This window comes from Streptomyces sp. NPDC006368 (genome assembly GCF_040612535.1).
Lineage (GTDB): Bacteria > Actinomycetota > Actinomycetes > Streptomycetales > Streptomycetaceae > Streptomyces.
On sequence record NZ_JBEXQK010000023.1, the window covers coordinates 1 to 18713 of the forward strand.

The 18713-nt window shown below is 73.2% G+C and carries 16 protein-coding genes; 3 read left to right on the forward strand and 13 right to left on the reverse strand.

Going from position 1 to position 18713, the window contains the following annotated elements; genetic code table 11:
- Window positions 1–79: 79 nt before the first annotated feature.
- The 3 genes from ABZZ38_RS18390 to ABZZ38_RS18400 form a co-directional block, all read right to left on the reverse strand.
- Window positions 80–706: a TetR/AcrR family transcriptional regulator gene (locus tag ABZZ38_RS18390; RefSeq protein ID WP_356740831.1), complete on the reverse strand. Its 627-nt coding sequence runs from the start codon at window positions 704–706 to the stop codon at window positions 80–82.
- 81 nt (window positions 707–787) lie between these two features.
- Entirely contained in the window at window positions 788–1075 is a 288-nt protein-coding gene (locus ABZZ38_RS18395; protein ID WP_356740833.1) for a YiaA/YiaB family inner membrane protein, read from the reverse strand.
- A gap of 75 nt (window positions 1076–1150) precedes the next feature.
- Window positions 1151–2302: an acyl-CoA dehydrogenase family protein gene (locus ABZZ38_RS18400; protein ID WP_356740835.1), complete on the reverse strand. Its 1152-nt coding sequence runs from the start codon at window positions 2300–2302 to the stop codon at window positions 1151–1153.
- A gap of 65 nt (window positions 2303–2367) precedes the next feature.
- Here ABZZ38_RS18400 and ABZZ38_RS18405 point away from each other — a divergent pair, with 65 nt between their 5' ends.
- Both ABZZ38_RS18405 and ABZZ38_RS18410 read left to right on the forward strand, forming a co-directional pair.
- On the forward strand, window positions 2368–3036 hold the full coding sequence (locus tag ABZZ38_RS18405) for a TetR/AcrR family transcriptional regulator (protein WP_356740837.1): 669 nt from the start codon (window positions 2368–2370) through the stop codon (window positions 3034–3036).
- A 113-nt stretch (window positions 3037–3149) separates the two neighbouring features.
- On the forward strand, window positions 3150–4118 hold the full coding sequence (locus ABZZ38_RS18410; protein WP_356740839.1) for a DMT family transporter: 969 nt from the start codon (window positions 3150–3152) through the stop codon (window positions 4116–4118).
- On the opposite strand, the gene ABZZ38_RS18415 is transcribed toward ABZZ38_RS18410, so the two are convergent.
- The 6 genes from ABZZ38_RS18415 to ABZZ38_RS18440 form a co-directional block, all read right to left on the reverse strand.
- Entirely contained in the window at window positions 4084–5424 is a 1341-nt protein-coding gene (locus tag ABZZ38_RS18415; protein ID WP_356740841.1) for an MFS transporter, read from the reverse strand. The two genes, ABZZ38_RS18410 and ABZZ38_RS18415, sit on opposite strands and share 35 nt — an antisense overlap.
- Window positions 5425–5667: 243 nt before the next feature.
- The gene (locus ABZZ38_RS18420; RefSeq protein ID WP_356740843.1) at window positions 5668–6747 is read right to left on the reverse strand and encodes a Zn-dependent alcohol dehydrogenase; all 1080 of its coding nucleotides are present in this window, start codon (window positions 6745–6747) and stop codon (window positions 5668–5670) included.
- A gap of 17 nt (window positions 6748–6764) precedes the next feature.
- Window positions 6765–8162, reverse strand: a complete 1398-nt coding sequence (locus ABZZ38_RS18425; RefSeq protein ID WP_356740845.1) for an aldehyde dehydrogenase family protein — start codon at window positions 8160–8162, stop codon at window positions 6765–6767.
- 173 nt (window positions 8163–8335) lie between these two features.
- Complete coding sequence (locus ABZZ38_RS18430; RefSeq protein WP_356740847.1) at window positions 8336–8821, reverse strand: DUF3574 domain-containing protein; 486 nt, start codon at window positions 8819–8821, stop codon at window positions 8336–8338.
- A 141-nt stretch (window positions 8822–8962) separates the two neighbouring features.
- Complete coding sequence (locus ABZZ38_RS18435) at window positions 8963–10543, reverse strand: amidohydrolase (RefSeq protein WP_356740849.1); 1581 nt, start codon at window positions 10541–10543, stop codon at window positions 8963–8965.
- Window positions 10544–10554: 11 nt separating this feature from the next.
- Window positions 10555–12024, reverse strand: coding sequence for an APC family permease (locus ABZZ38_RS18440; RefSeq protein WP_356740853.1), 1470 nt, complete (start codon window positions 12022–12024; stop codon window positions 10555–10557).
- A 136-nt stretch (window positions 12025–12160) separates the two neighbouring features.
- On the opposite strand from ABZZ38_RS18440, the gene ABZZ38_RS18445 reads away from it, so the two are divergent.
- A complete protein-coding gene (locus ABZZ38_RS18445; protein ID WP_356740855.1) occupies window positions 12161–12787 on the forward strand; it encodes a TetR/AcrR family transcriptional regulator C-terminal domain-containing protein in 627 nt (208 codons plus the stop codon).
- Here ABZZ38_RS18445 and ABZZ38_RS18450 read toward each other — a convergent pair.
- From ABZZ38_RS18450 to ABZZ38_RS18465, 4 genes are all read right to left on the reverse strand, one after another.
- Window positions 12772–14085, reverse strand: a complete 1314-nt coding sequence (locus tag ABZZ38_RS18450; protein ID WP_356740860.1) for an MFS transporter — start codon at window positions 14083–14085, stop codon at window positions 12772–12774. The genes ABZZ38_RS18445 and ABZZ38_RS18450 overlap by 16 nt on opposite strands.
- 1 nt (window position 14086) lies before the next feature.
- Window positions 14087–15475 (reverse strand): CitMHS family transporter, encoded by a 1389-nt coding sequence (locus ABZZ38_RS18455; RefSeq protein WP_356740863.1) that lies wholly within the window; start codon window positions 15473–15475, stop codon window positions 14087–14089.
- A gap of 123 nt (window positions 15476–15598) precedes the next feature.
- Window positions 15599–17812, reverse strand: coding sequence for a molybdopterin oxidoreductase family protein (locus ABZZ38_RS18460; protein WP_356740865.1), 2214 nt, complete (start codon window positions 17810–17812; stop codon window positions 15599–15601).
- Window positions 17813–18062: 250 nt separating this feature from the next.
- Window positions 18063–18683 (reverse strand): TetR/AcrR family transcriptional regulator, encoded by a 621-nt coding sequence (locus tag ABZZ38_RS18465; protein ID WP_356740991.1) that lies wholly within the window; start codon window positions 18681–18683, stop codon window positions 18063–18065.
- Window positions 18684–18713: the final 30 nt, after the last annotated feature.

The following is an 18713-nucleotide window of genomic DNA, read 5'->3' on the forward strand; positions in this document are numbered from 1 at the left end:
GTCCGATGTGGGTCCCGCTCCTAGTTCTGAGCCCGGGCGTTCACTCGGGGCCGGGACGTTAGGGACCGGGCCCGGTCCGTTACGTCCGGGCACCCACCATGCGCAGGACGAGGTCGGCGTAGAGCGCGCCGACCTCGTCGGGCGTGCGGCGCCCCGCGGTGTTGAACCAGCGGGCCACGTCGATGCAGAGCGACAGCACGGCGAGGGTCGTCCCCGACACGTCCGGTACGTCGAACTCCCCCGCCGACACGCCTTGGTTGATGATGCGGCGCACCACGGCGTCGCTCTTGCGGCGGAGCTCGAAGATCTCGTCGCGGTGCTCCTCGCTGAGCGAGTCCAGTTCGTACTGGACCACGCGCGCGGTGGTGCGCCGCCCGGCGTGCCAGCGGACGAAGGAGCGTACGGCGTCGGCGAGCCGCTCCGCCGCCGTTCCCGGACCGTTCTCGGCGGTTTCCAGTATCTCCAGGGCCTTGACGTGGCCGATCCGGCTGATCCGGTGGAGCAGCTCTTCCTTCGTCTTGTAGTGGATGTAGAGCGCGGCCGGGCTCATGCCGGCGCGGCCGGCGATGTCACGGGTGGTGGTGGCGTGGTAGCCGCGCTCGGCGAAGGCGTCGACGGCGGCGACGAGCAGTCTCCTGGCCGCCTCGGGCGTGACCTCGTCCCACGGCGTGTCCTCGCCGCCGGCCGTCTCCTCCGCCGTACTCATCGTGCGCCCCTTCCGTTCCAAGGACGAACACCATACCCCGACGGTGAGCAAGCGCTTAGAGAAAGCGCTCGGGTATGCCGCTCAGAGCTTCTGGAACGGGTCGTGCTCGGCGAGCAGCTTCTCCAGCCGGGCCTGGTCGACCCGGCTGACGATCTGCCCCGCCTCCTGCCGGTCGCGGACGACCTTGGCGAGGGTGAACGCGGAGGTCGTCAGGTAGAGGACGGCGATGCCCAGGAAGGCGCGCACCCAGACGTCGGCCTCCATCGAGAGGATGCCGAGCGCGACCGCCCCCAGGGCGATGGCGAAGGACGCGACGGCCTGACCGTAGTAGGCGGCCGTGTTCTGCTGCTTGACCGGAGTGTCGCTCATACCGCACAGCATGGAACGCCGCCGCGCGGGACACATCCGTACACCTACTCACGACGTACTCAGGGCGGCACCCGGTCAGAAGGCGGAGACGCCCGTCAGCGCGCGTCCGATGATGAGCTTCTGAATCTGGCTGGTGCCTTCGTAGAGCGTCATCACGCGCGCGTCGCGCAGCAGTTTGCCGACGGGGTACTCGTCGATGTAGCCGTACCCGCCGAAGACCTGGAGGGCGTTGTTGGCGGAGCGCACGGCGGCCTCGGAGGCGAACAGCTTCGCCTTGGACGCGGCGGTGGCGAAGTCCTCGCCCCGGTCGATCAGATCGGCGACCCGCCACGTCAGCAGGCGCGCCGCGTCCACGTCGACGGAGATGTCGCTGATCAGCTCCTGCACGAGCTGGTAGGAGGCGATCGGCTTGCCGAACTGCTCGCGCTCCCCCGCGTAGCGCACGGCGGCGTCCAGGGCCGCCTGCGCGATACCGACGCAGCCCGCCGCGACAGACATGCGGCCCTTGGCGAGGGCGGACATGGCGATGGAGAAGCCCTTGCCCTCCGGGCCCAGCAGGGCGGAGGCGGGTACGCGGACGTCCTCCAGGATCAGCTCGGCGGTGGGCTGGCCGCGCAGGCCCAGCTTGCCGTGGATGGTGCGGCGGGTCAGGCCGGGCGTGTCGGTCGGTACGAGGAAGGCGGAGACACCGCGGTGACCGGGGCGATCGTTGGTGCGGGCGAAGAGGAGCACCACATCGGCCCAGGTGCCGTTGGTGATGAACATCTTGGTGCCGTTGATCACGTAGTCGTCGCCGTCCCGCACGGCGCGCGTGGTGAGGTTTCCGGCGTCGGAGCCCGTGCCGGGCTCGGTGAGGCCGAAGCAGCCGAGCGCGTCGCCCGCGGTGAGCCGGGGCAGCCAGTGCCGCTTCTGTTCCTCGCCGCCCCAGGCGGCGATGGTCTTGGTGACCAGGCCGAGGGAGACGGAGACGATGCCGCGCACGGACGAGTCGCCGCGGCCGAGCTCCTCGGTGACAAGGCAGTACGCGAGGTGGTCGCCGCCGGAACCGCCGTACTCCTCGGGGACGGTGAGGCCGAGGAAGCCGAGCGCGCCGAGCTTCTTCACGATCGACCTGTCGACGTTCTCGCCACGGTCCCAGTCCACGACGTGCGGGGCCACCTCACGCCGGACGAAGTCCTCGGCGAGCTGCCGGACGGCTGCCTGCTCCTCGCTCAGCTTCAGGTTCATGGCGCGACACCCACCCTTTAACTATCACTGCTAGTTTCCTACTGGCAGGCCCTACTATGTGCCGCATGGCCCGACCGCGCAAGCCCCTCCTCAGCAGAGAACGCATCGTCGCCGCGGCGGCGGCGCTCGTGGACGCGGAAGGCCTGGGCGCGGTGTCGACCCGCCGCCTCGCCGCCGAGCTGGGCGTCAGCGGGCCCTCCCTCTACAACCACTTCCGCAACAAGGACGAGATCCTGGACGCGGTCGCCGACTCCGTCAGCGCCCAGGTCGACCTGTCGATGTTCGACGAGGGCGACGGCCGCGACTGGCGTACGGCGCTGCACGACTGGGCCGTCTCCTACCGCGCCGCGCTCACGGACCACCCCAACATCGTCCCGGTGCTCGCCCGTGGCCCCGGCCGCCGCCCGGCCGGCCTGCGCGTCGCCGACGCCGTCTTCGGCGCGATGGTCCGCGCGGGCTGGCCCCCGGCCCAGGCGACCCACATCGGCGCCCTGATGCGGTACTTCATCACGGGCTCGGCGCTCGGCTCCTTCGCGCGCGGCTTCGTCGACGACGAGACGGCGTACGACCCCGCCGACTACCCGCACCTGGGCCAGGCCCACCTGCTGGCGGAACGCCAGGAGCAGGTCGACGAGGGCGCCTTCGAGACGGGCCTGCGCGCCCTGCTGGACGGGCTGGCGGTGCGGTACGACGCGGGGGCGCGGGCGACGGGGGACGCGACGAGCGGCTCGTAGCGGCGCCGGCGCCGGGCGGGTCCCGCCCCGGTGACGCCGGAGCGGCGGGGAAACGGGGGTCGGCCGGCGATATTGCGGTGAACATCGCACGGTCCCGGCCGTACGGTCACACCATGACCGATTCCCCCACCTCCCCCGCCTCCCGGGCCCTCCCCCTCATCGCCGCCGGTGTCACCGTCGTGCTGTGGGCCTCGGCCTTCGTGTCGATCCGCAGCGCGGGCGCGGCCTACTCCCCCGGCGCCCTCGCCCTGGGCCGGTTGCTGGCCGGGGCGCTCACCCTCGGCTGTGTCCTGCTGATACGGCGCGAAGGGCTGCCGCCGCGCGCCGCCTGGCCCGGGATCGCGGTGTCCGGGCTCCTCTGGTTCGGCGTCTACATGGTGGTGCTCAACTGGGGCGAGCAGGAGGTCGACGCGGGCACCGCCGCGATGATCGTGAACGTGGGGCCGCTCCTGATGGCGCTGCTCGGCGCCCGGCTGCTGGGTGAGTCGCTGCCGCGCAGGCTGCTGGGCGGGATGGGGGTGTCGTTCGCGGGAGCCGTCGCCGTGGGGCTGTCGCTGTCCGGCGGGGACGGCGCGGGGCGCGCCTCGGTACTGGGGGTGCTGCTGTGCCTGGTGGCGGCCGTGGCGTACGCGGCCGGGGCCGTCGCCCAGAAGCCGGCGCTGGCGCACGCGAGCGCGCTGCAGGCGACGACCTTCGGGTGCCTGGTGGGCGCGGTGCTGTGCCTGCCGTTCACCGGTCAGCTGGTCGACCAGGCGGGGCGGGCTCCGGTGTCGGCCACGCTGAACATGGTGTACCTGGGTGTCTTCCCGACGGCCCTGGCGTTCACGACGTGGGCGTACGCGCTGGCCCGTACGACGGCGGGGCGGATGGGGGCCACGACGTACGCCGTGCCGGCGCTGGTGGTGCTGATGTCGTGGCTGTTCCTCGGCGAGCTGCCGGGGCCGCTGACGCTCGCCGGTGGCGCGCTGTGTCTGGCGGGCGTGGCGGTCTCGCGCTCCCGGCCCCGGCCGCCGCGGTCGGCGGACGGGGCCGGGAGCACCGCACAGGTCAGCGGGAAGCGGCCCGTGAAGCCAGGATCCTGATGGAGACCAGGGCGATCACCGCGAGGCCGATGATGTAGCCGGAGACGGCCATCGAGGTACCCGTCGCCTCCAGCAGCAGCACCATCACGAAGGGCGCCAGGCCGCCGCCGAACACGGCGGCGATCTGGTAGCCGAGCGAGGCCCCGGTGTACCGCATCTCCGCGGTGAACAGCTCCGCGAAGAGCGCCGCCTGCGGCCCGTACATGATGCTGAGGAAGCAGCTGGTCACGAAGGTGCCGACGGCCAGCCACAGCAGCGACTTGGTGTCGATGAGCAGGAACATGGGGACCGCCCACACCAGCAGGCCGACCGCGCCGAGCGCGTAGACGCGCAGGCGTCCGACGCGGTCGGACAGGGCGGCCGACGCGGGGATCAGCACCAGCTGGGTCAGGCTGACGCAGAGGGACACCATCAGGACGGCGCTGCGTTCCATGTCCAGTTCGCGGGTCGCGTAGTCCAGGACGCCGGTGATGATGATGTAGAAGGTGGCGGTGTTGACGGCGAAGGAACCGCCGGCGAGGAACACCGTGCCCAGGTGGTGCCGGAAGATCTCCCTCAGGGGCGAGCGGCTCTCGCCCTTCTCCTTGTCCGCCAGGGCCCGTTCGGCCTCCTTGAACGCGGGGGTCTCCTCCACGCGCGCGTGGATGTACCAGGCGAGGCCGAGGACCAGGAAGCCGACGAGGAACGGCACCCGCCAGCCCCACGAGGCGAACGTGGCGTCGCTGGTGACGGAACCGGCCACCAGGAAGACGGTGTTGGCGGTCACCACGCCGATCGGGACGCCCAGCTGGACCAGGCTGCCGTACAGGCCGCGCTTCCCCTCGGGGGCGTACTCCGTGGCCATGAGCATCGCCCCGCCCCACTGGGCGCCGACGGCGATGCCCTGGAGGACGCGGAGCAGGACGAGCAGCAGCGGAGCGGCGACGCCGATCGTCTCGTAGGTGGGGAGGAGGCCGATGCCGGCGGTGGCGACGCCCATCAGGGTCAGCGCGAGGACCAGCATGGGCTTGCGGCCCCGCTTGTCGCCGAGCTGGCCCGCGATGACGCCGCCGATGGGGCGGGCGAGGAAGCCGACGGCGAAGGTGGCGAAGGCGGCGAGGACGCCGGCCGAGGCGCTGCCCGCCGGGAAGTAGAGATCGCCGAGGACGAGGGCGGCGGCGATCCCGAAGACGAAGTAGTCGTACCACTCGACGGCCGAGGCGAGCGCGGCCGCGGTGGCCACCCTGCGCCGGTGGCGGTCGGAGGGCGCGGGGGCGGTGGGAGCGGAGGCGGGAGAGGGGGAGGAAGGGGAGGGGGCCGTGTCCATGCGGTGCACGCTCCGATGGGTGCGGGGGACGAGAAGGGGGGCGGCGCCTTGATTGACCGGGACCGTACCGACCGGCTGGTATGGCGGTCAACGGGTTGAACGGCAACGATTCCGCTTCCCCTCCGCTCCCGGTGGGGCCGCGGACGGGCAGCACGACGACCCCGGCCGCGCGGGAGGCGGCCGGGGTCGTTCGGGGGGCGGAATGCGTGCCGTTCCGGAACCGGGAGCGGTGCGGAAGCGGTTCTAGAAGACGACCAGGGCGCGCCCGCCCTTGCCCGCGATCATGTTGTCGAAGGCCGCGGGGATACCGTCCAGCGCGATCCGCTCGGTCACCAGGGTGCCGAGGTCCAGGCGGCCGGAACGGATGTGCCCGGCCAGGACGGGCAGATCCTCGGCGGGGTTGGAGTTGCCGTAGACGCAGCCGGAGAGGGTGCGGCCCCAGTGGAAGATCTCCAGGGCGTTGAAGGTCACCTGCTGGTCCTTGCCGCCGATGCCGACGACCGTGGTGCGTCCGCCGCGCCGGGTGGAGTCCCAGGCGGTACGGATGGTGGCGGCGCGGCCGACGCACTCCACGGCCACGTCGGCGCCGTGGCCGCCGGTGAGCTTGCGGATCTCCCTCGCGGTGGTGTCGGAGGCGACGACGTACTCGGTGGCCCCGGCCCGGCGGGCGAGCTCCTCCTTCTCCGGCGAGACGTCGACGGCGATGACGGGGCCGGCGCCCGCGATCCGGGCGGCCTGGAGGGTGGCGAGGCCCACCCCGCCGACGCCGAACACGACGACCGACTCGCCCTCGCGGACCCGGGCGGAGTGGTGGACGGCGCCCCAGCCGGTGAGGACCGCGCAGCCCAGCAGCGCGGCGTCGGTGAGCGGCACACCGTCCGGTACGGGCAGGACGCAGCGCTCGGGGACGACGGTCTCCTCGGCGAACGCGGCGACGTTCAGGCCCGGGTGCAGCTCCGTGCCGTCCTCGGCGACGGCGTGCACCCGGCCCGCACCGGACAGGGCGTCGGCGCACAGCCACACCTCGCCGATGGAGCAGTGGTGGCAGGTGCCGCAGGACGGCGCCCAGTTGAGGACGACGCCGTCGCCGGCGGCGACACGGGTGACGCCCTCGCCGACGGCGACGACGGTGCCGGCGCCCTCGTGGCCGAGTACGGCGGGTACGGGCAGGCGCATGGTGCCGTTGGACAGGGACAGGTCGGAGTGGCAGACACCGGCGGCGGCCAGGCGGACCCTCACCTCGCCGGGGCCGGGTTCGGGCAGCTCGATGCCGGTGATCTCCAGCGGAGCGCCAATGGCGGGCAGGACTGCGGCGCGGACCACGATCATTTTCTCCCGGCTCAGAACTGGAGGGACTTGGTCTGGAGGTACTCGGCGAGCCCGTGCTCGCCCAGCTCGCGCCCCACACCGGACTGCTTGTAGCCGCCGAAGGGGGCGAGCGGGTTGAACCGGCCGCCGTTGATGTCGACCTGGCCGGTGTCCATGCGCCGCGCGAAGGCGACGGCCTCCGCCTCGTCACCGGCCCACACCGCGCCGGCCAGGCCGTACACGGTGCCGTTGGCGATCCGCAGGGCGTCGTCCTCGTCCTCGTACCGCAGGATCGAGAGGACCGGGCCGAAGATCTCCTCCTGGGCGATGGTCATCCCGGGCGTGACGTCCGCGAACACGGTCGGCCGGACGTAGTAGCCCTTGTCGAGGGGCACTTCGGGGCCGCCCGCGACGATCCGGGCGCCCTCGGCGACGCCCTGCTCGATGTAGCCGCGCACACGCTCCTGCTGCTTGGCGTTGACGAGGGGGCCGACGCGCTCGCCCGGCACGTACGCGGCGACGGCCTGCGCGGCGAGGGAGACGGCCTCGTCGTAGCGGTCGCGGTGGACGAGCATCCGGGTCCAGGCGCTGCACGTCTGGCCGGAGTTGGACATGACGTTGGCCACGCCGACGCCGACCGCCTTGGCGAGGTCGGCGCTCTCCAGGATGACGTTGGCGGACTTGCCGCCGAGCTCCAGCGCGACGCGCTTGACCGCGCCGCCGGCCAGGGCGCCGATCTTCCGGCCGACGGCGGTCGAGCCGGTGAAGGAGACGAGGTCCACGCCCTCGTGCTCGGCGAGGGCCTGACCCGCGACCGGCCCGAGCCCCGTCACCAGGTTGAACACCCCGGCGGGCAGCCCGGCTTCGTGCGCGGCCTCGGCGAAGAGCTGGGCGGTGAGCGGGGTGTCCTCGGCGGGCTTGAGGACGACCGTGCAACCCGCGGCCAGGGCGGGGGCCACCTTGGCGACGACCTGGTGCAGCGGGTAGTTCCACGGCGTGATCGCGCCGACGACCCCGACCGGTTCGAGCAGGATGGTGGAGTTGCCGGCCTTCTCCTCGAAGGAGTACGTGGCGGCCAGTTCGGCGTACGAGCCGGCGACCACGATCGGCATGCCCACGTGGACCTTCCGCGAGAGTGCGAGCGGGGCGCCGAGCTCCGCCGTGACCGTCTCCGCGATCTCGTCACTGCGTGCCGCCAGCACGTCGCGCAGGGCGGCGATCGCGGCGGCCCGCTCGGCGGGCGCGGTGGCGGCCCAGCCCGGCAGGGCCGCGCGGGCGGCGCGGACAGCCGCGTCCACGTCCTGCGCCGTACCGGCCGGGACGTGGGCGATGATCTCCTCATCGGCCGGGTTCACCACCGCGATGGTGCCGGCGTCCCCGGCGGGGGGCACCCACGCGCCGCCGATGTACATCCCGTCGTGCGCCTTCATCCGCTTCTTCTCCTTCGGCCTTCCGGCATGGCTCCTCGGTCGTCCACCACCCAAACTAGCGGCGTTAGTTTTTCGGCGCCAGAGGCATCGGGACGGACCGCATCACATCAGATGACGTCGCCGGCCCGGAAGGCGACCGGCGCCTCATGGGACGTCGGCCTCAGAAGCGGACCTCAGAAGTCGGCCAGGGTCGGTTCGTCCAGCCGGGCCACCGACTCCTGGCCGAAGGTCCGCTCGTACGCCTCCCTGATCCATTCGATGTGCGGGTCGCGTGTTCTCGCCTCCGCCGCCGGATACAGCAGGATCAGCTCGTACGACCGCTCCCGTTCGATCGTGCCGCCCGCGTCCCGCCACTGCCCGCGCCCGTCCTGCACGGTGAGCCCTTCCGGGAAGCGGGGCGTGACCTCGCGGTCGACGAACGCCATGAACTGCTCGTCCGTGACGTCCGGGCCGCCGTCCGGCCGTTCCGTCCCGAAGAACAGCCGCGTCTCCAGGTACGCCGTGCCGCGGACGGTGCTCGTCGACGCCACGGGGGCCGTCTCCTCGCCGAGCGCGGCGTACGCGGCGGGGGCACCGGCCGCGAGCAGCACGGCCGCCGCCCCGAGCGTGAGACGGGTCCGGCTGGTGAGACGGGTACGGGCGGTGCGCGGAAAAGCCATGGACGCGGTCCCTTCGCTACGGCTGCCTCCTGGGCGCCGATCACTGTGGCAGTCCCGCGCCGCGCACTGCGGCCGAAACACCGGATCGGTCCGGAATCCCGCCCGTCACCGCGCGCCGGGTCCTCCGGTGGCCGCGGTCGGTCACGGCGCCCGGTGCGTCACCCGGCCCCCGGACACCGTGAGAAGGATCGGCCCGTCCGCCACCTCGTCGGCCGGCGCGTCCACCGGGTCGACCGCGAAGGCGGTGAGGTCGGCGCGCAGGCCCGGCGCGATCCGGCCGGTCACGGCCTGCTCGCCCGCCGCGACCGCCGCGTGCGTGGTGCACCCCTCCAGGGCCATCAGCCCGGTGAGGGACCGGCCCGCGGCGGCGGCCCCGCGCGGCGCCCGGCCGGTGGCGAGGACCTGCCGCGCGTCGTAGTGGGCGATCGGCCAGTCCGAGCCGAGCGCGACGTACGCACCGGCGTCCCGCAGGTCACGGCAGCGCCAGGCCCGCGAGGCGCGCTCGTCACCGAGCCGCCGGGACCACTCGTCGGTGTGGTCCGCGCGGGTGTACGCGGTGTGCGGCGGCTGCATGGACGCGATGACGCCGAGCTCGGCGAAGCGGCCGGCCTGGTCGCCGGGCAGGGTCTCGATGTGCTCGACGCGGTGCGCGAGCCGGCCGCTCTCCCCCAGGGACCGAACGGTGTCGAGGACGTGCCGGACGGCGGCGTCGCCGATCGCGTGGGTGGCGGTCCGTACGCCGGCCGCGTGCAGGTGGCGGACGGCGGCGGAGTACGCGCCGGGGTCCGGCCAGAACGCCTCGGTGCCCTGCCCGTGGCAGTCGGCCTGCTCCAGCCAGGCGGTGCCGCCCTCGACCGTGCCGTCCATGAAGAACTTCACGCCTCCGACCAGCCAGTCACGGCCGTGTACGCGCTGCAGGGCGACCAGCTCGTCGAGGGCCGCCTGGTCGGCCCCCGGCATGCACCAGGGGGCCAGGCGCAGCCGCAGCGGCAGGTCGGCCGTCTCCTCGACGGCCGTCAGCAGCTCGGGTACGTCGCCGTCGCCGAGGTCCATGACGTGCGCGCCGGTCAGCCCGGTGGCGGCCATGGCCGACAGGAGCTCCACGAGGCGGGCGCGCCGCTCGGCGTGGGACGGTTTCGGCACCACTGCGCTCACCAGGGCCATGGCCGCGTGTTCGACCAGGTGGCCGGTGGGCCGGCCGGCCGTGTCGCACACCACCTCGGAACGCTGGGCGAAGGTGCGCGGGCCGTCGATCCCCGCGGCCTTCAGCGCGGCCCCGCTGACGAGGGCGGAGTGCCCGTCGTACAGCCGGATGAAGACGGGGACGCCGGGCAGCGCCTCCTCGACGAGGGCGCGGTGGACGGGACGGCCGCCGAAGGCGTTGTGGTCCAGGCCGTGGGCGACGACCCAGTCGCCGGTGCGGGCGGCGCCGCGCAGCGCCGTCCGCAGCCCGTCCAGGTCGGTGACGGCCGACAGGTCGAGTCCGGTGGCCATCTCCAGCCCCCAGACCGGGTGGCTGTGGGAGTCGGTGAGGCCGGGCGTGAGGGTGGCGCCGGCGAGGTCGACGGTCTCGGTACCGGGTCCGGTCCAGTCGCGTACGTCGGACGCCTCGCCGACGGCCGCGATCAGCCCGTCCCGTACGGCCACGGCGGTGGCGTGCGGCCGGGCGGGGTCGAGGGTGCGGACCGTGGCGCCGGTGAGGACGAGGTCGGCTGCGGGCACGTGCACGCTCCTTATACGGCGGTCTCGGTGGGTTCCTCGGCGAACCGCGCGTACACCTCGGGGCGGTCGCGGCGCAGCAGGAGGGCGAGCAGCAGGCCGAGCAGGAAGACCCCGGGGACGACGGCGACCAGGACGGTGTTGACGGTGGCCGAGGCGCCGGTGAAGAGGTCGATCTTCGACACGACCAGTCCGATCGCGGCGGTGAGCAGCACGGCGGCCGTCACGGGCGCGACGACCGTGCGCACGATCCCCTCGTCGTGCCGGACGCGGCGGAAGTAGCAGGGGATGGCCACCGCGGCGAGCAGCTGGAGCACCATCAGCCCGATGCCGCCGGGGGTGTTCGTCCAGAGCAGCAGCTGTGTGTACGGATCGGCTCCGGCGAGCGCGAAGGCGAGCACGACGACCAGTCCCAGGAGCGTCTGGGCGGCTGCGGCCACGTACGGGGAGCCGTGGCGCGGGTGGACCCTGGCGAGGCCCCTGGGCAGGATGCCCTCTTCGGCGAGGGCGAGGCCGTAGCGGTTGATGGCGTTGTGGAAGGCCAGCAGCGAGGCGAGGATGCTGGTCACGATGAAGACGTGCATCAGGTCGGCGGCCCAGGCGCCCACATAGGTGGTGATGGCGGCGAAGAACAGCCCCCCGGGGTCGTCGCCCGCCGCCTTGACGACCTGGGCGTCGCCGAACGCCTGGATCACGGCCCAGACGATGAAGGCGTAGAAGACGCCCAGGAAGCAGACGGCGATGTAGGTGGCGCGCGGGACCGTGCGGCCCGGGTGGCGGGCCTCGCGCCGGTAGATGACCGTGGACTCGAAGCCGGTGAAGGCGATGAACGCGAACGCGAGGACGGCCGCGGTGCCGGGGACGAGGACGTTGCCGGGGGCGAACGAGGCCGCGGACAGTCCGTCGGCGCCGCCCCTGAGGAGCACGCCGCCCGCCAGGAGGACGAGTATGCCGGTCTCGGCGACGAGGAGGACGCCGAGGACCTTGGCGCCGAAGTCGACGGAGCGGTGGCCGCCGTACCAGATGAGCGCCAGCCCGGCGAGCGCGACGGGCGGCCACGGGATGTCGACGCCCCACAGGGCGTGGGCGGTGTCGGCGGTGGCGCTGCCGAGCAGCCCGTACACGCCGATCTCCATGCCGTTGTAGCCCACCACGGCGAGGAGCGCGGCACCGATGCCGACGGGCTTGCCGAGACCCCGTGTGATGTACGCGTAGAAGGCGCCGCCGCTGCGCACGTGGCGGCTCATGGTGGTGAACCCGACGGCGAAGACGGTGAGGGTGACGCCCGCGATCAGGTAGGCGACGGGGGCGCCGATGCCGCCGAGCACGATGGCGATGGGCGCGACCCCCGCCATGACCGTGAGCGGGGCGGCGGCGGAGACGACGAAGAAGGCGATGTCGGCGGTGCCGAGGGTGCCGGTGCGGAGCCGGGCCGGCGCGGGCCGCTCGGCTCTCTCCGGGGACGCCTGGGAGGTCACGGACATGGGTGTGGGTGCGCCCTTCTGCGTGCGGAGGACCGGGCTACGGGCTGGCGGAGAACGAAAACCTAAAGGCTTTCGGTTGCGGCAATGTAGCCTCCGTCAGGGAATACGGGAAGACCCTGACGACGGGAGCCGGCGCATGGGACGGCCGCGCACACCGCTGCTCGACCGGGCACGCATCACCACGACGGCACTCCAACTCGTCGCCGAAAAAGGCGAGTTCAGTGTGCCGCAGATCGCCCGGCGGCTCGGCGCGCAGACGGCCTCCGTGTACCACCATGTGGACGGCAGGGACGGCATCGTCGAGCTGATGCGCGAGCGGATCTGCGAGGCGATCGACACGGCCACCCTGACCCTGGAACCCTGGGACGCGGCCCTGGCCGCGTGGGCCCGTTCCTACCGCGCAGCGTTCGCCGCCCACCCGCGCGTCATCCCGCTGCTCATGACGTCACCCGTGCGCGCGCCCAAGGTCCTGGAGCAGTACGAGCGGGCGGTCGGCCTGCTGCTCGCCGTCGGCTTCGCCGCGGAGGACGTCATGCCGGCCCTCACCGGGCTGGAGAACCTGGTCCTCGGCTCGGCCCTGGACCTGGCGGCCCCCGCGACGATGTGGGAGCTGCCCGACGAGAACAGCACCCCGCACCTGGCCCGCGCCTTGGCCGCCGTCGGCGCGGGCCGCGCGGACGCGGCCTTCGAGGTGGCCCTGGAGGGGCTGATCGCGCACTGCAGGTCGGTCCTGACCGCGACCGGGGATCAGCCGTCCCGCTGAGGCTCCCGCCGACGCTCTTCGGCGGGGTGGTCGGCGCCCCCGGCTCCTCCCGCTCCCGTGCGCCCGCGTCCGACGTCGCCGCGCCCCGCGAGCGCGCCCCGCCCCGCGACGTCCGCCCGCCCGGGCGCGCCGGGACCGTGCGCGGTGGGGAGCCGCCCGACCCGTACCCCGAGGGCCGCCGCCGCCAGCAACAGGGCGCCGAGCATCACGAACGGGGCGGCCGTGCCCACGAGTCCGGCGATCAGGCCCGCGGAGGCGGGTGCCGCGACCTGGCCGAGGCGGTTGCCGGTCAGGCGCAGGGCGAGGGCCGTGGAGCGGGCCCCGGCGGGGGCGGCCCGCACCACGGTCGTCATCGACAGGGGCTGGCCGGCACCGAGGCAGAAGCCGAGGACGACCAGCATGAGCGCGAGCACCGGGACCGGGACCGGCAGCGCGATGCCCGCGCACACCAGCCCGCCGAGCAGACAGGTGCCCGTCAGCAGCGCCGGGCGGCCCAGCAGCCGGATCATCGGTGTCATGACCAGGCGGCAGGCGATGGTGGCGGCGGCACGCAGGCTCAGCAGCACACCGATGGTGGCGGGCGCGATGGAGCGGTGTTCGCCGATGACCGGCAGGTAGGCGGTGAGGATGTCGGTCGTCGACAGCACGGCCAGGCTGATGAGGATGCCGGCCGGCACTCCGGGCGTGCGCAGGATGCGCCGTACCGGGACCTTGTCCCGGCGCACGCGCGCGTGGACCGGGTCCGAGCGGTGCTCGACACGCCACAGCGAGGTGAGGGAGACGGCGGCGACGGCGGCCGACACGACCAGCGCGAGGGCGCTCGTACGGGCCATGTCGTCACCGATGAGCAGGCCGGCCGCGACCGGGCCGACGAGCTGGCCGAGCGAGGCGCCGATGGTGAAGTGGCCGAAGTCCCGGTCCTGTTCGGCGGGCGCGGACCGGCGGGCGACGAGGGACTGGGCGCCGATCACGAAGCACAGGTGGCCGAGCCCCATGACGCCGCTCCAGGCCGCCATCCACCCCAGGGAGCCCGCCGTACCGCTGAGCAGGCAGCCGCCCGCTATCAGCACGACGCCGACGGGCAGGAGGGGCGCGCACCGCCCCCGGTCGGTCCTGCGTCCCAGCGGTACGGCGGCGAACAGCGGCAGCAGCGCGTACACCCCGGCGATGACACCGATGGCGCGTTCGTCCGCGCCCAGCGAGAGGGCGCGGTACGAGACGGCGGGCCGCGCCATCGACACCGCCGCCTGCGCGAAGCCGAAGGCGATGACGAGGCGCAGCAGCCAGCCCCTGCGCACGTCAGATGATCCCGAAGAGTATTCCGGCGCCCAGGACCACCAGGGACGTCAGCGCCGCCCATTTCACGGTGAACCGGGTGTGGTCGCCGAACTCGACCTTCGCCATGCCGACCAGCACGTACACGGCGGGGACGAGCGGGCTGGACATGTGCAGGGCCTGGCCGACGAGCGAGGCGCGGGCGATCTCCAGCGGGGAGACGCCGTGGGCGGCGCCGGCCTCGGCGAGGACGGGCAGGACGCCGAAGTAGAAGCCGTCGTTCGACATGAAGTACGTGAGCGGCAGGCTCAGCAGGCCGGTGACGAGCGCCATGTGCGGGCCCATGCCCTCGGGGATGGCGCCGACGAGCCAGTCGGCCATGTGCTTGACCATGCCGGTGCCGGTCAGGACCCCGGTGAAGACGGCGGCGGCGAAGACCATGCCGGCGACGTTGAGGACGTTGTCGGCGTGGGCGGCGATCCGGGCCTTCTGGTCGGGCATGTGCGGGAAGTTGACCGTGAGGGCGAGGGCGGCGCCGATCAGGAAGAGCACCGGGATCGGCAGCACCTCCATGATCATGGAGGTGAGCAGGGCCACCGTGAGGGCCGCGTTGAACCAGTACAGCCCGGGGCGGAGGGTGGGCCGGTTCGGGTCGAGCCCCTGGAAGCCCTCCTCGGCGCCGGGGACGGCGTCGGAGGAGCCGCCCGTGGCCACGGGGCGCTCCTCGCCGCCGCCACCACCGCCGGCCGTCACGAGCAGGGTCTCGGTCCGCGGCTCCAGGACCTCGTCCAGGGTCAGGTAACCCAGGCGCTTGCGCTCCCGCCGCCCCAGCGCGTACGCCAGGACGAAGACGAAGAGGAGGCCGACCCCGAGGGCCGGGATCATCGGTACGAAGATGTCGCCGGCGTCCAGCTTGAGGGCGGTGGCCGCGCGGGCGGTGGGGCCGCCCCAGGGGAGGGTGTTCATGACGCCGTTGGCCGTGGCGGCGACACCGGTCATCACGACCGGGCTCATCTTCAGGCGCTTGTACAGCGGGTACATCGCCGAGACGGTGATCATGAAGGTGGTCGAGCCGTCGCCGTCCAGCGAGACGATGGCGGCGAGCACCGCCGTACCGACGACGACCCTCATGGGGTCGGCCTTGCAGAACCGCAGGATGCCGCGGACGATCGGGTCGAACAGGCCGACGTCGATCATCACGCCGAAGTAGACGATGGCGAACATCAGCATCGCGGCGGTGGGCGCGAGGTTGCCGACGCCTTCGATGACGTAGTCGCCGAGCTGCGCTCCTTGTCCGACGAGGACGCAGAAGAGGGCGGGGATGAGGACGAGCGCCGCGATCGGCGACATCTTCTTCGTCATGATCAGGACCAGGAAGGTCGCGATCATGGCGAAGCCGAGGATGGTCATCATGGAGGACACCTAACGTTCACCGTTGAACTCCACCGGGGGGAGCGGCGGTCCGGATGACGTTAGGTGCCTCGTTCAGCTGTTAACAAGATGTTGACGCGTGAGCAATACGAGCAAAACCCCAGGTCATCGCGGTGTGACCAAGGACGGCGTGACATGGACCGGAAAACCGTTGAGCACCGCGGTGCCGGACAGGGGGTCGAGCCTGGTCCCGTCGAGCAGCTGGTTGACGTTGACGCCGGGGCGGCCGGCGGCCACCGCCATGCGCGTGCCGGGCCGGTCGTGCCCCCAGCCGTGCGGAAGGCTCACCACTCCCCTGCGGACGCCGTCGGTGATCTCCACCGGGACCTCCAGCTCTCCCCCCTCCGCCTTGATACGGGCGGGGGCGCCGTCGGCCAGTCCGAGGCGGGCGGCGTCCTCGGGGTGGACCTGGAGGGTGCAGGTGTTGGTGCCGCCGTTGAGGGCGGGGATGTTGTGCAGCCAGCTGTTGTTGGAGCGCAGATGGCGGCGGCCCACGAGGACGAGCCCGTCGTCCGGAGGGATGTCGTCCAGGGCGCCGCGCAGCCGGGGCAGGTCGGCGGCGATGGGTGCGGGCAGGAGCTCGACGCGCCCGCTGCGGGTCTTCAGGACCTGCGGGACGCGGGGCCTCAGCGGGCCGAGGTCGACGCCGTGCGGATGCGCGCGGAGGACGTCGAGGGTCAGGGCGTACGGGCCGAGGCGCAGCATCAGGTCCAGGCGCCGCTCCGGGCCCGTGCGTCCGGAGAGCCCGGCGGCGTACTCCTCGGGATCCCGGCCGTGGGCGGGGGAATGCGGCTCGGTGACGGCCTTGGCGAGGGTGTTCTCGATGACCATGGTGTCGACGGCGTCCGGTTCGGCGCCGTGCATGCCGGTCGCGGCGAGAATCAGCCGGGCGTGGATCTCGCACTCGTCCATCCGACCCGCCTCCAGGGGCACGGCGGCGGGCGTGTAGCGGGCCTGGTTGCGCACGGCGAAGCCGTTGAAGGCGAAGTCGAAGTGGGCGCTCTGGGAGGGCGGCGGCGGGGGCAGGATCACGTCGGCGTGCCGGGACGTCTCGTTGAGGTACGGATCGACGCTGACCATGAAGTCGAGGCCGGCCAGTGCCCGGTCGAGGCGTTCGCCGTCGGGAGCGGACAGCACCGGGTTGGCGGCGATGGAGACGAGCGCGCGGATACGGCCGTCGCCCGGGGTCTCGATCTCCTCGGCGAGGGCGGCCATGGGCAGCTCGCCCTTGGCCTCGGGGTGACCGGAGACCCGGCTCGCCCAGCGGCCGAGCGCGAACCCCTTGCCGGGGCCCGCGGGGCGGGGCGCGGGGGCGGTGGCGGAGAGCGGGAAGAGGGCGCCGCCGGGCCGGTCGAGGTTGCCGGTGAGGATGTTGAGGACGTCGACGAGCCAGTTGGTGAGGGTGCCGTACGCGACGGTGCTGCCACCGATGCGCCCGTACACGGCGGCCGACGGCGCCGCCGCCAGCTCCCGGGCGAGCGTACGGATGGTGTCGGCGTCCACGTCGCAGGCGGCGGCCACGGCCTCGGGCGTGAACTCCCGTACCGCCGCCTCGACGTCCTCGACGCCCTCCACGTGGGCCGCGAGCGCTCCGGGATCGGTGAGGCCCTCCGCGAAGAGCACCTGGGCGAGGGCGGCGAGCAGGAGGGCGTCCGCACCGGGGCGGATGGCAACGTGCCGGTCGGCGAGGCGCGCGGTCCGCGTACGGCGCGGGTCGACGACGGTCAGGGTGCCGCCCCGCTTGCGCAGGGCCTTGAGCCTGCCGGGGAAGTCGGGCGCGGTGCACAGGCTGCCGTTGGACTCCAGCGGGTTGGCGCCGAGCATCAGCAGGTGGGCGGTGCGGTCGAGGTCGGGGACCGGGATGGCGAAGGGATCACCGAAGAGGAGCCCGCTGGAGACGTGCTTGGGCATCTGGTCGAGCGTGGACGCGGTGAAGAGGTTGCGGGTGCGCAGCGCGCCGAGGAGGACGGGCGGGTAGAGGGCGCCGGCCATGGTGTGGACGTTCGGGTTGCCGAGGACGACACCCAGGGCGTTCGGGCCGTACTCCTCGACCAGCGGCGGCAGGCGGCGGGCGACGAGGTCGAACGCCTCCTCCCAGCTCGCCTCACGGAGTTCGCCGTCCTCACGGACGAGCGGCGTGCGCAGCCGGTCGGGGTCGGCGTCGACCTCGCCGAACGACGCGCCCTTGGGGCAGATGAACCCTTCGCTGAACACGTCGTCCCGGTCTCCCCGGGCACCGGTGACGCGGGGTCCGTCGAGAGTCAGGGTCAGTCCGCAGGTGGCTTCGCAGAGCGGGCAGATACGCAGGGCGGTGGACATGGGGCCTCCCCGGGGGCGGCGGCAGCGACGGTGACGCGGGGCAGGTGCACGGGCCCGGGCGGTACGGCCACGGGTACGCGCACAGGTGGTGACGCGGGTACGGCTCGGGTACGACGGAGGTACGGCACGGGCAGGGGCACGGCCGAGCATACCGACCGGTAGGCACGGTGGCGATGGTTCTGCGGGGCTCGTCGGGCGCTCGGCGGTTCCGGCCGGGCCCGAGCGGGTCCGGCGGGGCGGGGTCGGGGGCTCAGCGGGCCAGGACGGGCGCGAGATAGGCGTGGAGCAGTTCCCGGGTCTCGGCGATGAGGCCGGGGTCGCCCGTCGGGCGGGTGCGGAAGGCGAGCTGGAGGAGCGCGTCGGTGGCCTCGACGCCGACGAGGACCTTGCGGTGCAGCGTGGCGTCCGGGGTGCGGCCGAGGTGGGTGGCGAGCAGGCCGCAGAGCCGCTCGGCGACCAGGTGGTTGGGGTCGCTCTCCGCGGGCTCGGCGGGCGCCGGCACGCCGAAGTCGACGAGCGCGAAGCCGGGGACGGTGCGCTTCATGGCGAGGTACTCGTCGAGGACGGCGTCGATGGCGGCGTACCCGTCGGCGCCGGGCAGGTGGGCGAGGCGGGCGCCGACGCGCTCGGCGTAGCTGTCGAGGTTGCGGTGGGCGAGCGCGGCGGCCATGGCGCGCTTGTTGGAGAAGAAGCGGTAGACCGAGCCGATCGGGACGCCCGCGCGGAGGGCCACGGCGCGGGTGCTCAGGTCCTCGTAGCCGGTTTCGTCGAGGAGTTCGGCGCAGGCGTCGAGAATCCGGGCCAGGCGCTCGGCGCTGCGCTGCTGGACCGGTGTGCGGCGGAGGGAGCTGGACTCGGGCACGGGCTCCATCATGCCCGTCCCGGGTGCCGGGGTCTGCGC

What these genes read in the sequence shown, in the direction of transcription:
- ABZZ38_RS18390 (WP_356740831.1), bottom strand. Translation starts at nt 706, where the DNA reads ATGAGTACGGCGGAGGAGACGGCCGGCGGCGAGGACACGCCGTGGGAC.
- ABZZ38_RS18395 (WP_356740833.1), bottom strand. Translation starts at nt 1,075, where the DNA reads ATGAGCGACACTCCGGTCAAGCAGCAGAACACGGCCGCCTACTACGGT.
- ABZZ38_RS18400 (WP_356740835.1), bottom strand. Translation starts at nt 2,302, where the DNA reads ATGAACCTGAAGCTGAGCGAGGAGCAGGCAGCCGTCCGGCAGCTCGCC.
- ABZZ38_RS18405 (WP_356740837.1), top strand. Translation starts at nt 2,368, where the DNA reads ATGGCCCGACCGCGCAAGCCCCTCCTCAGCAGAGAACGCATCGTCGCC.
- ABZZ38_RS18410 (WP_356740839.1), top strand. Translation starts at nt 3,150, where the DNA reads ATGACCGATTCCCCCACCTCCCCCGCCTCCCGGGCCCTCCCCCTCATC.
- ABZZ38_RS18415 (WP_356740841.1), bottom strand. Translation starts at nt 5,424, where the DNA reads ATGGACACGGCCCCCTCCCCTTCCTCCCCCTCTCCCGCCTCCGCTCCC.
- ABZZ38_RS18425 (WP_356740845.1), bottom strand. Translation starts at nt 8,162, where the DNA reads ATGAAGGCGCACGACGGGATGTACATCGGCGGCGCGTGGGTGCCCCCC.
- ABZZ38_RS18430 (WP_356740847.1), bottom strand. Translation starts at nt 8,821, where the DNA reads ATGGCTTTTCCGCGCACCGCCCGTACCCGTCTCACCAGCCGGACCCGT.
- ABZZ38_RS18440 (WP_356740853.1), bottom strand. Translation starts at nt 12,024, where the DNA reads ATGTCCGTGACCTCCCAGGCGTCCCCGGAGAGAGCCGAGCGGCCCGCG.
- ABZZ38_RS18445 (WP_356740855.1), top strand. Translation starts at nt 12,161, where the DNA reads ATGGGACGGCCGCGCACACCGCTGCTCGACCGGGCACGCATCACCACG.
- ABZZ38_RS18455 (WP_356740863.1), bottom strand. Translation starts at nt 15,475, where the DNA reads ATGATGACCATCCTCGGCTTCGCCATGATCGCGACCTTCCTGGTCCTG.
- ABZZ38_RS18460 (WP_356740865.1), bottom strand. Translation starts at nt 17,812, where the DNA reads ATGTCCACCGCCCTGCGTATCTGCCCGCTCTGCGAAGCCACCTGCGGA.
- ABZZ38_RS18465 (WP_356740991.1), bottom strand. Translation starts at nt 18,683, where the DNA reads ATGGAGCCCGTGCCCGAGTCCAGCTCCCTCCGCCGCACACCGGTCCAG.